The organism is Blastocatellia bacterium (assembly GCA_025055075.1).
Classification (GTDB): domain Bacteria; phylum Acidobacteriota; class Blastocatellia; order HR10; family HR10; genus HR10.
In genome coordinates this window covers 123,493-137,756 of record JANWYV010000006.1, presented here as the reverse complement: position 1 = coordinate 137,756, position 14,264 = coordinate 123,493, and the positions used below count along the sequence as shown (strand labels likewise).

Genomic DNA, 14,264 nt, shown 5'->3' with positions numbered 1-14,264 from the left:
ACGAGATCGCGTGAAGGCAGCCGAGGGGATGTCGGAAAAGCGCTCGCCGACGTCCCCTCGTCTTTCATCTCGTGATCCATCGAGAGGACCTATGCCACGACGATCTGCGAGTCTCCGCGCGTGCTGCGGTTTCCTTCTCCTCTTCCTGTTCGGAGCGGCTCTGCGCGCAGGGTGGGGAACCCCACAGCCGATTTCGACCTGGGAAGCTGATGAGTCGTGGACCGAGGTTGTCCCCAAGCCCAGTGTGGATTCCGGGCTGCCGGGACTGGTGCAGGCGCTGCGGAAGTTGCGCACGACGGCGCGACTGCTGCATGTGACGGCGCATCCGGATGACGAGGATGGCGCGATGCTGACGCTGGTCGCACGGGGCTTGGGCGCTGAAGTGATGCTGCTGACGCTCACGCGCGGCGAAGGGGGACAGAACAAGATAGGGCCGGAGTTACTGGATGCGCTCGGTCTCGTGCGCACCCTCGAGTTGCTCGCGGCCGATGCCCACTATGGCGTCCGGCAGCGTTTCACGCGCGTGGCCGATTTCGGTTTCTCCAAAACGGCGGAGGAGACGCTTCGGAAATGGGATGGAGGTGAGCCGGCCCTCGCCGATCTGGTGCGCGTGATCCGCAGCTTTCGTCCTGATGTCGTGGTGGCGCGCTTCCACGGAGCCCCCCGCGATGGACACGGAAACCATCAAGTGGCGGGGATCCTCGCGCGCGAAGCGTTTGAGGTCGCAGGCGACCCCACACGCTTCCCGGAGCATATTCGAGAAGGATTGTCGCCGTGGTCGCCGAAGAAGCTCTACGTCAGCGTGCGCGCCGATGAAGCGCACACTGTGCGTTTGAACACGGGGGCCTATGATCCGGCGCTCGGACAATCCTACGCGCAACTGGCCATGAAGGGCTTGAGCCTTCAGCTCACGCAAGGCGTGGGCGGCGTGATCGTTCCCCCCGGAGATCGGTACGTTCACTATCGGCTCATTGCTTCGCGGGTGCCAACGGCAGAACGGGAAGAGCATTTCTTCGATGGTCTGGACACGAGTCTGCCCGGGTTAGCCGCTCGCCTGGGAGCGGAGGAGCGAGCGCTGCCGTTCCTTCGCTCCATGTTGCGCGAGGTGGATCAACACCTCGCTGAAGCCCAGATGGCGCTGTCCCTCGAACATCCGGAGCGCGCGGCGCGTCCCTTGCTGCGCGGTCTCGCGGTGCTCACCGATCTCATCGCCCGCATCGAACGCGCGCCGTTGTCGCCCGCGATGCGAGAAGATCTCCTGCTCCATTTGCGCACGAAGCGGATGCAGCTCTCGCACGCGATCAATCTGGCGCTCGGTCTGGTCATGGAAGCCCGCGTAGACGCGTCAGCGACGACCGGGGATCGGGGGGACGAGCCGATGGGCTTCGCGCGCTCCCGCGAACCCTTCGTCGCGGTCTCTCCGGGGCAAACGTTCACGGTGACGGCGCGATTGTGGAATCGCGGCCGCGCCGCGGTGATCGCCGAAGACCTCGCGTGCGAGGCTCCGAAGAGCTTCACCGTCGTCACGCTTCGACGCGATCTGAAGTCGCTCGGCTCTAACGAGAGTGCCTTCCTTCAATGCCGCATCACGATCCCTCCGGATCTCGATCGCATTGCTTGGACGCGTCCGTATTGGAGGCGCGAGGATCCGCATCGGGAGGCGATCCTCCGACTCGACGTCCCGGATTATGCCACGCTTCCTTTGCCACCACTGCCCGTGCGCGTTCGCGCGCACTACACCCTCGAAGGAATGCGTAGTGAAATCGCCACCGTCGTCCGCGCCCGCTCCGTGGATCCGATTTACGGCGAGGAGGATCGGCCCCTTTTGATCGGCCCCCCTCTCTCCGTTCAGGTCCATCCGGAATCGGTCGTGATGCGCGCGTCTTCTCCCGAAACGATCCCTGTGACCGTGAGCGTGCGCTCTCACGTGCCCGGCGAAGCCCGCGTCACGCTTCGCTTGGCGACGCCGTCGGGATGGCGCGTCGAGCCTGCTGCGCAATCTTTGAGCTTCTCGCGCCAGGGAGAAACGCAAAATGTCACGTTCCAGATCACGCCCGGGAATGTGCGCGAAGGCCACTACGACGTGACGGCCATCGCCGAGTATCAGGGACGATCGTACACCGAGGGCTATACGCTCGTCGGGCGACGCGAGATCGGGTGGTTCCCCTTCTTCCAACCGGCGCGCGTGCGCATCCACGTCGTGGACGTCGTCGTGCCCTCGACCGGCCTGCGCGTCGGGTACATCATGGGCGCGGGCGATGAGATCCCGCGCGTCCTCGCGCAGCTCGGATTGACCGTCGAAGTCCTCGCTCCGGGACAGCTCGCGCGCGAAGATCTGAGTCGCTTTCAGGTGATCGTGCTGGGCATTCGAGCGTACGATGTGCGAGAAGATGTGCGCGAGCATAATCGACGACTTTTGGATTTCGTCGAGCGCGGAGGGACGTTGCTCGTGCAATACAACCAGGACATCGCGATATTCAACGGCGGGAACTTCACGCCTTATCCAGCGACGCTCGGGCGCGGACGCGTGAGCGTAGAAGACGCTCCGGTCGAGATCCTCCTGCCGGAGGATCGGCTCTTTCACTGGCCGAATCGCATCACCGAACGCGATTTCCAGGGCTGGGTGCAGGAGCGCGGCCTGTACTTCATGGAGCGATGGGATGAACGGTTCACGCCGCTCCTGGCCTCGCACGATCCGGGCGAGCCGCCCCTCCAGGGAGGACTCCTGCGCGCTCGCTACGGACGGGGGACATACCTCTTCACCGGCTATGCGTTCTTCCGCCAACTTCCCGCCGGCGTGCCCGGCGCCATTCGCCTTTTCGTGAACTTGCTTTACGCCGGGCGAGAAGGACGCTGAGGAACGCTTCCGCTTGGACAATTGGACAAATGGATCGGGAGAGGACGACGATGCGAGAACTCCTCGCGATGATTCTTCTCCTGGCTCACGTGGGCTCGGCCGTTCCAGGACGCCCACCATCATCTTTGCCCCCCTCCTCACGCGTGCGCATCCGCATCGAACATCCGCGCGAGGGAGCGCCGATTCTCTTCGGGCTGCCCTTCCCCAAGGGCGCACTTCATTCGCCCGACCATGTGCGCGTCCTCGCTCCGGATGGGCGCGAGATCCCCTCGCAGATCACGGAAGTGAACACGTGGGCGCCCGCCGATGAGAGCGTGAAATGGATCTGGGTCTTCTTTTTCGCCGAGGCCTTCGATGAATATTTCGTCGAGTATGGGCCGACGGTGCGACGAACGTGGCCGCCTCCGCAGCGCGCGATCGTCATCAATAACCAAGGCGAGCGCGGGTTCGCCGAAGTGACAACCGGACCATTGCGCTTCCTGGTACGGAAGGGCGAAGGGGGATTCTTGCATCGCGTCCAACTGGATGTGGAGGGGAACGGGTTCGATGAGTCGGATGTGATCGCCGAAGGTCCCGTCGGACGCGGATCGTTCCTCGACTTTCTCGATGACGCCGGCGTGGATCCCTCGCGCGCGGTCGTTACGCGAACGGTCGTTGAGAAGGGATCCGGCCCGCTCCACATCATCCTGCGCGTCGAAGGCGAATACCGGTACGCGCGCGCCGATAATCCGGCGGCGCCTTTCGTGATGCGCATTCACGCCTATGCGGGAAAGCCGTATATCCGCGTCCTCCACACGTTCATTTACACGGGCGTGCCCGATAAGCATCGGCCGCTGGAAGGCGAGCACGCGCACGTCGCCACACAGGGCGAGAAGATTCGCCGCGAAGAGCCGGGCGATCCCGGATGGACGCAGCCGAACGATCGTATCGCAGCCGTCGGTCTGGCGCTCGATGTGAAGTTGTCATCTCGACGGCGGATGCAAACGGTTTATCGCGAAGGAAAATGGTGGCAGGACGGACGGCGTCGCGAGCACGTTCGCGAGATCGCAGGAGCGCGCACGATCTCTCTGCTTCAATCTGGTCCACAACCGACGCGCATGCCCCCTGTTCCCGAATCCACGCCGGATCGGCGATTGGAGGGCTTCTTCGCCCATCTCGATGTAGACGAGCAGACGGTCGCCCGGGCCGAACGCGCCGATGGATGGTTGAGCCTCTCGGATGAGCGATGGGGCGTCGCCGTCGGAATCCGACACTTCCTCGAAGAATATCCGAAGGAGCTGCGCTGGGAGGCGCCGGGACGTCTGACGGCGTTCCTCTGGTCGCCGCGCGTCGAGCCGATGAGCTTCGCGCGTTGGTCGAGCGAACTGGAGTACGAGGACGGTTCCGAAGGGACGGTGGAGAATTGGGCGCAAGGGCTCGCGAAGACGAGCGAGCTGATCCTGTACTTCCACAAGAGCGGCGCGGCCGACATCGAACGAACGATGAGTTACGTTCTCGCCCCTCCCGTCGCTCATGCCGATCCAACGTGGTACGCCGAGAGCGGGGTATACGGCCGCTTCGCCCCGCGCACTGACCGCTTTCCCGAATTCGAGCGCGCGCTGGATTACAAATTCGAGTGGTGGCTCTTCAACCAACGCTGGGCGCCGTGGTTCGGGATGTTCGACTACGGCGATGGGAAGTTGAACTTCGATGGGGAGAAGTGGGACGTCTGGGTGTGCAACGAACCGGCTGTGGACTTCATGCTATGGTTCCACTTTTTGCGCACGGGAGACCGTCGGATATATTTGGCGGCGGAAGCTGCGAGTCGGCATTCGATGGACGTGGACAATACGCATTGGCCCGCGGATCCAAAGTACTACGGGGATACGAACTCCGCGCTCGACTTTTGGGAGACGCTTCGGCAGCCGCCAGGGACGAAATACCTCGGCATTGGCCGCCGACACGGGATGCAGCATTGGTCGCGCGCCTTGAGCGCGCATGTTTGGGTCGCGGGATGGCTGGCCAGTTACTACCTATCGGGCTATCACCGAGGATTGGAGGTGGCGATCCAAACGGCCGAGACCTATCTCAAGCGGATTTGGGGCGACCATGACCTGACCGGGCGTCGCCTCTATCTCTCAGTGTGGAATCTCGTCGAAGTGTGGGATGCCACTAAGGAGGAACGGTACCACCAAGAGCTGCGCGATCGGATCGCGCGCATGCTCTTTTGGCAAGAGCGAGAGCAAGGGGGGAGTCTCGTCATGGATCGCTTCGGATATGCGCAGAATTATGCCTCTCACGCGCTGGCGCGATATCTCGATCTCACGGGAGATCCTCGTGTGCGCGCAGCGCTCGTACGACATGCCCGGCGCGTGCGAGATGTCCCTCCGCTCAGTCACCGGATGGAATCATACTTGGCGACGATCCATAGCCTCGTCGTCGGCTATGATTTGACGGGTGATCCGAGCTTCCTCCAAGAGTTGCGGCAACGCATCGAGCCACTGAAGATGGAGGCCTTGCCTCGCCCGATTGACGATTCCTGGACCCAACGGGAATTGTTCGCGGCCTTGGAGAAGGCGAGCCATCTTCCTCGAAATCCTGACGGGAGCCGTCCGATCTGGAGCTTCACGCACGGATTGCGCGTCTTCGGATGGACGCACGCCTATGGCGTGCCCTACGCCCTGCGCGTGCTCGCTCGGCCATGAGCCTCCGTTCTGTCTCTGCAGAACTCGAAGGCTCTCACGGACGACTTCGGCGATCGGCGCGAGGCACGCGCCATCACCTCGCATTTCGCAGCGTTCACCGAGAACCCGTCGAGAGGCGGATGTTGTAGACGTCGAGCGTCGTTCCCATCACCCGCTGCAGCTCGGCGATCGCTTTGTTATACGCAATGAGCGCTTGAAGCTCGGCTCCGCGCGCTTGAGAGAGCTGATTCTGATATTGCAGGACGAGGAAATTCGTGGACATGCCGGCAGCGAAGCGTTCCTGCTCGCCTTCGAGCTGTTTCTCGCGGGCCAGGCGCGCAGCGCGCGCGGCCTCGATACTCTGACGCGCGGCTTCGACGTTCTGCAGCGCGTTTCGCACCTCGATGGCGATCCGTTGAAGGAGTTGCTGTTCTTGAAAGTCCAAAGCGCGCGCTTGCGCTTTCGCCTGTCCCAGTTGCGCTTCGGCCGTGCGATTCCGAAGGGGGAAGCTGATGCTCACCCCAATGGCCACGTTGCGAAATCGCTGGCGCAGCGCATTCTCAATGGCTTGACTCGGACCGCCGAGGAACTGCGCAGCAACTCCCCCCGCCAGAAACGGAAACTCTGGAGGAGGGGGGACTTCCGTCCCCGCCAATCCGAAGGACGCATAGCGCGCGATCAGATTGATCGCCGGTCGCGTCTGATTCGCGAAATACTGAATGGCGATGTCCGTTTGTTCCTTCTGAAGCCGCAACTGCTGCACCTCCGGGCGATTCGTCAGCGCCACTCGCAAGGCGCTCTCCTCGTCGAGAGCTAGCGGCACGAATTCGATGCTCTCCGTCGGCACGATATTAGCCCGCCAGAGCGGATCGTTGAGACTCGGGAGAATCAAGCCCTTCAACGTATTTTCGGCGACCGTGACCTGCGCGACGGCAGCGATCAGCTCCTGATTTCGCCGCTCGATCTCCGCCAGCGATTGATGCAGCTCGATAGGGGGAAGCGTTCCTGCCTCCACGCGCTGCTGGTTCTCCTCATGTTGCCGCCGCGCCAGCTCGACGGCCTCTTCCAAGATCTCGACGTTCCGAATCGCGAAGACGAGGTCGTAATAGGCCTTTTGCACCTGGGTGATGATCTCGATGACGCGCTGCCGGAATTGACTATCGGACAGGTCGAGCGCCTTCTTGGCGACTCGAATCTGCTGCTTCGTCGAATTCCACCGGAAGTTGCGCCAGAGCGGCTGCACGAAATCCAAGGAGAGCGTCGTGAAGAACTGAGGGTTCAGTGTGGCGAAGATCGAGTTCGTCGTCGTGCGCTGATTCGATAAGGTGAATTGCCAGCTCCCTCCGGTCGGGAGCAACTGACTCATGCCGACGTTGTAGGTGAATGTTCGACTTCGCAGGGCATTGGCATCGCGCCCGGCCTGCAAGCGCGAAGCCACGGGCGTCGAACGCGACTCGAAGCCGAAGCCCTGTGTCGCGGCGCCCCCGATGAAACCTCCGGCGGCTGCGGCCGCCGCTGGAGGCGGCGCGCCGATCGAAACGACGGGATCATATGCGCCTTGAGCGGCACGAAGCGCAAATTCGCTCACCTGAACCCCAGTGCGCTGCACCTGGATTTCGGTGTTGTTCTCCAACGCCTTCAGGATGGCATCGTGCAAAGAGAGATACCAGAGGTTCTCCACGTCCACGCCCACGCGCTTGACCATGAGCGGTCGAACGCGTCCAAGCGAGACCGATTCTTGAGGGGCTGGCTTCTTCGAGGATGGCGCGGGCTCCTGTGCCCTGGTCCCCCGAACAGGAAAGAGGATGAAGCCCAGGATCCACACGCTCATCCAGACGCTGAAGGCGACATGCCGTTTCCTCATTGTATGTTCCTCCCGCGAGTGAGATCATGGCGACATATTCTTCCTCGCTCGCCATCGCTGAGGCAAGCGCTCTTGACAGCGCCGAGGCGCTTCCTCCTACAATCCCGCCGTCATCACCACAGCAGAGGGAGGGAGAACATGATGCCGAAGACGTGGGTGAAACGCATCCTCGTCCTCTCGATAGGCGTTGCGAGTCTGTGGCCGGGAGACGCTCGGATGGACCTTCGAGCCATCCAGCGCGGGAGCGCCTCGCCCGCCCAGATCGAGGCATACAAGCAAGAACTACTCGCGACGGTCGAAGGCATGCGCAAGCTCACGCAAGTCATGGTCGACATGATCTTCAGCTTTGCCGAATTGGGCTTTCAAGAATTCGAGACCTCGCGATACGTGACCGAGATCTTGGAGCGAGAAGGCTTCCGCGTCGAGCGTGGCGTCGCGGGCATTCCAACGGCGTGGGTGGCTAGTTGGGGGCGGGGTCGTCCAGTGATCGGCTTCATCGCCGACATTGACGCCATCCCCGGTGCCTCGCAAAAGCCCGGCGTCGCCTATCACGATCCGATCGTCGAAGGGGCGCCAGGACATGGCGAGGGACATAATGCGGGACAAGCGGTGATCGTCACAGCCGCTCTTGCCCTCAAATCGCTCATGGAGCGGCATCAGCTCGCGGGAACGCTTCGACTCTATCCCGGCGTCGCCGAGGAGCTGCTCGGGAGCAAGAATTACTTCGTGCGCGCGGGCCTCTTCAAAGATGTGGACATCGTCCTCGGTGCGCACATCAGCGATGGCTTCAGCACAGCCTATGGGGTGACCAATACGGGTTTGGTCTCGACGCAGTTCACTTTTCGCGGGGAAGCGGCGCATAGTGCGGGAGCGCCTTGGCGCGGGCGCAGCGCCCTAGATGCCGTCGAGTTGATGAACGTCGCGTGGAATTTCCGACGCGAGCACCTCCGCCCGCAGCATCGGTCGCATTACGTCATCGTGGAAGGAGGGGACCAACCCAACGTCGTCCCTGATCGCGCGACCGTGTGGTACTACTTCCGCGAGACAGACTACGCGCGCATCAAACACCTGCACGAGATCGGACAGCGAATCGCCCGAGCGGCCGCGTTGATGACCGATACGGAGGTCACCGAACGAATCCTCGCGGCTACCTGGCCCACGCACTTCAATAAAGTCGTGGCCGAGGTGCTGCAGAAGAACATCGAACGCGTGGGCATGCCCGCTTGGAGCGAAGCCGATCAGATGCTGGCGAAGGCCTTGCAGAAAGAGATTGGCGCCGATCCCATTGGTCTTCGCACCGAAGTCGGTCGGCTCGAAGCCGGCGGCGATGTGATGCGCGCGGGATCGGACGACATCGGCGAGATCTCCTGGAACGTGCCGACGGTCTACCTGCGCTTCCCAGGAAACATCCCCGGTCTTCCAGGCCATCATTGGGCGAATGCCGTGAGTATGGCCACGCCCATCGCGCACAAGGGAGCAACCGCGGGCGCCAAGGCCATCGCCCTCACTGCGCTGGACTTCCTCATGCAACCGGAGCTGGTGCAAGCCGCGTGGGCTTACTTCCGCGAGCAGACGAAAGAGCAATCATGGGTCTCGCTCATTCCCGAAGGGACGCCGCCTCCGATTCATCTCAATCGAGAGAAGATGGAGCGATTTCGGCCGCTGCTCGAGCGCTTCCGCTTCAACCCCGAGAAGTACGACACCTATCTCGATCAACTCGGCATTCGCTATCCGACGATTCGACCAGGGCGTTGAGCATCGCCCGGAGCTGCGTCGGTGGGCTCCGGGCTTCCGCTCATCGCTTCTCGGATGAGCGCGGACCGAGCAAGAGGGCATTGAAGAGCACTTTGAACGTGCCCCAACTCTGTCCGCGATGCTGCGGACGGAATCCAACCAGGATCACGCGTCCATGTCCATAAGGCACATCAAGCAGTGCCGCGCGTCCGGCGATCTTCTCGCGCCCGAGCAAATATCCGCTGCGCAATGGATCCTCGGCATATCGCGCGACGATCTCCGGCGCCGAGGCGTTCTCGGCATTCCCGCTCACTTCAAATGCGAATCCCCCCACCACATAAACATCCGTCTCGACCGGCAGACCATAGGCCACGGGATGATCGGGATTCATCGTCACGCGTAAAATGGACCCGGGACAGAAGTACTCGTTGGGCGAGAGACCGCGCAAGACGTTGCGCACCGGGAGTCCGAACTCCTCGATGAGGAGATCGGACGATTCTCCCAAGGCGAGCAGCACGCCTCCATTCTGGACGAAGGCCTTCAATTGCTCTACGCCCTCTTTCCCAATTCCCCCCGTGTATTCGGGAGGATAGGAGCCCGGGCGATGTCCATCTCGGATCTCGCGCGGGGAATCGCTCGGCAGGATGATGACGTCGAAGCGAGCGCGCAAATCGCCCGCGCGGATGTCACGATCGCGCAGCGTCGTGTAAGAGAAGCCGAACTGTTCGAGGACCCAGCGCGTCCATCCTTCGTCCATCGAAGGCACCCAACTGCGGTAGAGGCCAACGCGCCGCTGTTCCAGAGGCACAAGCTCCGACACTCGTTGCGTCACGGCGCGAATCTCCACTCCGTGCCGACGCGCGATCTCCTCCAATGTCTGCCGCGTGGTCGGGCCCGATGGTCGCGCTCCATCGGCAACGCGAAGGACGAAAGTTCCAGCCGGATAGCTCTGCCCCTCGATTGTCATCGGACGCGGAAGGCGACTCACGCGGAAGAGACCGGAGGTCAGAAGTTCATTCACGGCCGAGAACGCGCGATTCGCCTTCGGCTCCAGGAGCCACACGACCTCTTGCGTCCTGCGCGGGCTCAGATCGCGTGGTTCGCTCACGCGGCCGATGAGTGAAACGGCCTCGGTGACTTTCTGCAACCGCGCCTCGAAGGGGCGCGCAACTTCGACAACGCGCACGCCCATTTGCAACGGGAGCGTCCATCCGGCGACATCATAGGGACGCTCGGGCGGCCCGCCCGGATAGAGTCGCCGCTCCGGATAGCGCTGAATCTCCAAGAGCGTCTTCACCAGCGCGCGAAGGGGTTGCGCCAGAAGCAGGACGAAACTGCCGGCCGGATATTCCACCCCATCGGCCATAAATCGCTCCGTCGCCCGATGGACTTCGACCCCCTGCGCCATCAGGACGTTCACCATATGCGCAGCCGTCGGCGGATCCCACTGATCGGGTGGGATGATGTAAGCGAAAGGCTCTTCGGTCCGCCCCCGCTCGATCGCGCGCTTCCCCAACTGATAGAAATTGCGCAGAAACTCCTCGCGATAGCGCGCCGCCACTTGTAGCAGCGCGCGCGCGGCCACCAGTTCCATTTGCAAGATGTCCATCGGCCGCCAGACGCCCCCCGGCCACGGATCGGGGAAATTCGTCGTTCGCTCTAAGGGGTTCGACAAGCCGCGCGTCGCTCCGCGTAACTGTTCGCGCGTGAGCGTGATCGGCGTCATCAGACGCGCGCTCGCCGCTTCCGTCAAAATCCCCACCATGTTGTGATAGTACGGCATCGTGCGCAACCCACCGGCCCACCACGTGTCGTATTGCGCGCTGGTCACCACGCCGCGAAATCCCGCTGCCGTCAACGCCCACGCCATGTGATAGCCGATCACCGCCACGCTGCGCAGCAGGATCGGATCAATATTCGGATTGGGCGGATCGTAGAACGGGGGCACGAACATGCGCGCGCCGGTCGACCCCATCTGATGCACATCGTAGAGAATTTGCGGAAACCACTCTCGATAGAGCGCGCGAGTGATCGCTTGCGTCTCGACCTGCGTGAGCATGAACCAATCGCGATTGTTGTCGTGTCCGGTGTAAGGATGATACAACTCCGGCGGCGCCGTCCCCTCATACGGCGTTCCGAGCGTGCGCCGATACCATGAAGCGACGATGTCAATCCCATCGGGATTCGCGCTCGGGAAGAGGAGCACGATCGTCCGGTCCAAGATCTCGCGCGTCTCCGGCGAAGCGTCCGAGGCCAATCTATAAGCTAGCTCCATCGCCATCTGCGAACCCACGATCTCCGTCGAATGGATCGAGCAGGTGATGGCGACGATCACCCGCCCTTCCGCGATGAGTCGTTCGGCCTCCGCCTCATCGGCGATCGTGCGTGGATCGGCCAATCGGCGCGCGATCTCTCGATACCGATCCAAATGGGCCATGTTCTCCGGCGACGTGATCACGGCCATGAGGATGGGGCGATTTTGCGTCGAGCGCCCGATCTCCAAGACCCGCACGCGCGCGGATGCTTCATCCAATCGCCGGAAATAGTCGGTGATCTGCGTCCAATCGGCCACCTGCCGATCCTCGCCCGGCTGAAAGCCGAGGATCGAAGCCGGCGACGGCACAACCTCCTGGGCGGGAACAACAATCGTCCCCAGGACAAGCCCCACGATTACGAAGAGAACATGGAGTCGCCTCATCCCCTTCCCTCCTTCCGGATCTCGTCTGAGAGCGTCCAAGCCTCGCATTCTACAGCCCTCCCGTTGTCGGGCAGAGAGCGAGAGTTTATCATATCCTCGACGCGTTTCAAGTCGGGTATGGAAGGAGCACACGTCGCGATGCGCGATCGGGCGAGAGGATGGGCGATGTTCGCCTTCTGGGGCTTCAGTTTAGCGGTGATCGCTCCAGTGCTGTTCGCGCTCTTTCTGCTTTCTCGGCAAAAACGTGTGCTCTATGCTCCCGCGCGGCTCTTCATTCGAATTGGGCTTTGGCTCAGCGGCGTGCGCTTTGAGGTCGTCGGGTTGGAGCGGCTCGATCCGCACCAAACGTATCTCTTCCTGTCGAATCATCAGAGCCTGCTCGACCCGCTCATTCAGCTGATCGCGCTTGAGCGGGATATGGCGTTTTTGGCCAAGAAGGAACTGTTTCGATGGCCGCTGCTCAACCCGGGTTTGTATTGGATTGACTGCGCGCCGATTGATCGCTCGAACCGCGAACGCGCGATCGAGAGCTTGCATCGAGCGGCCGAGAAGCTCCGGCGAGGCGTGAGCTTCCTCGCCTATCCTGAAGGCACGCGCACGCCCGATGGAACGCTGCTTCCCTTTCGGAAGGGAGTCTTCCTCATGGCGCTAGAAGCGGGCGTGCCGATCGTGCCGGTGACGATTCGCGGGACTTACGAGGTGATGCCCAAGGGACCGCTGCGCTGTCGGCCCGGGCGCGTTCGCGTCATCGTCCACGAACCGATTCCGACGACGGCCTATAGCGTGGCGACCCTGGAAGTCCTGATGACGACGGTGCGTCGCGCGATCGCCTCTGCCCTTCCCGAGTCATCCGCATCGGCTTCATCATGGCGCGCGAGATCTATCTCGATGTAGAGACGCAGCGATTGGCCCATGAGGTCCCGGGCGGATGGACGAACATCCGCGCCTTCGGCCTCTCCGTCGCCGTCACGTGGGATGAGGGACACGACTTCCGCACTTGGTTCGAATCCGACGCGCCACGATTGATCGCCGAGTTGGAGACGTTCGACCGCATCATCACCTTCAATGGTGAGCGCTTCGATTTCTCCGTCCTGAGCGGATATGGGCCTGTGGGCAAACTCTACTTCAAATCGCTCGATCTGCATGCCGACTTGATGCGGAAGCTCGCGCGGCGCGTCCCCTTCGAATCGCTCGTGCGGGCGACGCTCGGGCGGAGCAAAAGCGGAAGTGGGGAAGACGCCGTTCGATGGTGGCGCGCCGGAGAAGTCGCGCGCGTCATCGCGTACTGCCAGCGCGATGTCGAATTGCTGCGCGAGATCGTTCGCTTCGCGCGGGAACGCGGCTACGTCCGCGTCCCCCCCAATCGCATCGTGCCCGTCGTGTGGTGAAGGCACGCGCGACCTCAGGCGCGGGACCACTCGAAGAGATTCTTCAGGACGAACCAGATGTTCTCCTTCCGCTCTCGCAGCCGACGAGAGAAGTAAGGGAACCAGTGCGTCCCGAAGGGGACATAGACGCGCACGCGATAGCCTTGGCGAGCCAACCGCTCCTGCAAGCGCGGCCGAATCCCATAGAGCATTTGGAACTCGAAGCGATCCGGGGTGATCTCCCGCTCGATCGTCATGCGTTGGACGGCTTCGATGAGCTGTTCGTCATGCGTGGCGATGGCCGGATTGCTCCCGCGCTCGAAGAGGATCTCGGCGAGTCGAAGAAAATTTCGCCGAATGTCGCGCATTCGCCGATAGGCGATCGTCTTCGGCTCCTTGTACGCCCCCTTGCACACGCGCACGCGCGCCCTCACGTCGGCGAGGCGGCGCACGTCCTCTTCGCTGCGATAGAGGTAGGCCTGAATGGCCACACCGACATTGGGATGAGTGCGAAAGAGGCGAAAGAAAAGGTCCAACGTGCGCTGCGTGTAGGCTGATCCCTCCATGTCGATCCAGACGAAGTTGCGACATTCAGCGGCGCGGGAGAGAAGCCGCTCCATATTCTCCTCGCAGAATCGCTCGCTGATGTCCAATCCGAGCTGCGTGAGCTTCACCGAGATGTCCGACTCGATGCCGGCCGTCGCGATCTCCCCCAGGAGAGAAGCGTAGGCCTCGACGGCCTTCTCGGCCTGCTCGCGATCTCGAACGTTTTCGCCGAGGAAATCCAGCGTCGCCTGTAACCCTCTCTCATTCAATCCCCGAACGACGCGGATGGCGCTTTCGACATCCACGCCCGCGACGAAGCGGCGAGCCAGGAAGAAGAGGTCCATAGCCTGCTCCTCGAAACGCCCAACATGATGCGCGAGGGATGCCAGCACACTCTCGCCGTGTTCTTCGGCTGTTGCCCCAAGAGCTCGCGCGTCCGCACCCTCGCATAGCCCCTCTCGAATTTTACGGCGTCGCCTGAAGATTTCACAAACGAGGGGCGCGCGTTTGCGCACATCGTCCGAGTGCGATACAG

Annotated in this window: 8 protein-coding genes; 5 read left to right on the top strand and 3 right to left on the bottom strand. The window is 62.3% G+C overall.

The genetic code is table 11. From position 1 onward, the window contains the following. The first annotated feature begins 91 nt into the window (after positions 1 to 91). Both NZ746_02520 and NZ746_02515 read left to right on the top strand, forming a co-directional pair. Entirely contained in the window at positions 92 to 2,857 is a 2,766-nt protein-coding gene (locus NZ746_02520) for a PIG-L family deacetylase (GenBank protein ID MCS6816235.1), read from the top strand. Positions 2,858 to 2,907: 50 nt separating this feature from the next. Continuing rightward, on the top strand, positions 2,908 to 5,541 hold the full coding sequence (locus NZ746_02515) for a hypothetical protein (GenBank protein MCS6816234.1): 2,634 nt from the start codon (positions 2,908 to 2,910) through the stop codon (positions 5,539 to 5,541). 94 nt (positions 5,542 to 5,635) lie between these two features. Here the strand turns inward: NZ746_02515 and NZ746_02510 are convergent, their stop codons facing one another. Next, on the bottom strand, positions 5,636 to 7,384 hold the full coding sequence (locus NZ746_02510) for a TolC family protein (GenBank protein ID MCS6816233.1): 1,749 nt from the start codon (positions 7,382 to 7,384) through the stop codon (positions 5,636 to 5,638). A 138-nt stretch (positions 7,385 to 7,522) separates the two neighbouring features. Here NZ746_02510 and NZ746_02505 point away from each other — a divergent pair, with 138 nt between their 5' ends. Beyond that, a complete protein-coding gene (locus NZ746_02505; GenBank protein ID MCS6816232.1) occupies positions 7,523 to 9,139 on the top strand; it encodes an amidohydrolase in 1,617 nt (538 codons plus the stop codon). 40 nt (positions 9,140 to 9,179) lie between these two features. Here NZ746_02505 and NZ746_02500 read toward each other — a convergent pair whose 3' ends face one another. After that, entirely contained in the window at positions 9,180 to 11,816 is a 2,637-nt protein-coding gene (locus tag NZ746_02500) for a M14 family zinc carboxypeptidase (GenBank protein MCS6816231.1), read from the bottom strand. A gap of 138 nt (positions 11,817 to 11,954) precedes the next feature. Between NZ746_02500 and NZ746_02495 the strand changes: the two genes are divergently transcribed. Both NZ746_02495 and NZ746_02490 read left to right on the top strand, forming a co-directional pair. Next, positions 11,955 to 12,710, top strand: coding sequence for a 1-acyl-sn-glycerol-3-phosphate acyltransferase (locus NZ746_02495; protein ID MCS6816230.1), 756 nt, complete (start codon positions 11,955 to 11,957; stop codon positions 12,708 to 12,710). Continuing rightward, on the top strand, positions 12,683 to 13,204 hold the full coding sequence (locus tag NZ746_02490) for a ribonuclease H-like domain-containing protein (protein MCS6816229.1): 522 nt from the start codon (positions 12,683 to 12,685) through the stop codon (positions 13,202 to 13,204). The genes NZ746_02495 and NZ746_02490 overlap by 28 nt, the downstream gene beginning before the upstream one ends. Before the next feature lie 14 nt (positions 13,205 to 13,218). Here the strand turns inward: NZ746_02490 and NZ746_02485 are convergent, their stop codons facing one another. Then, complete coding sequence (locus NZ746_02485) at positions 13,219 to 14,073, bottom strand: proline dehydrogenase family protein (GenBank protein ID MCS6816228.1); 855 nt, start codon at positions 14,071 to 14,073, stop codon at positions 13,219 to 13,221. Between the last annotated feature and the right edge of the window lie 191 nt (positions 14,074 to 14,264).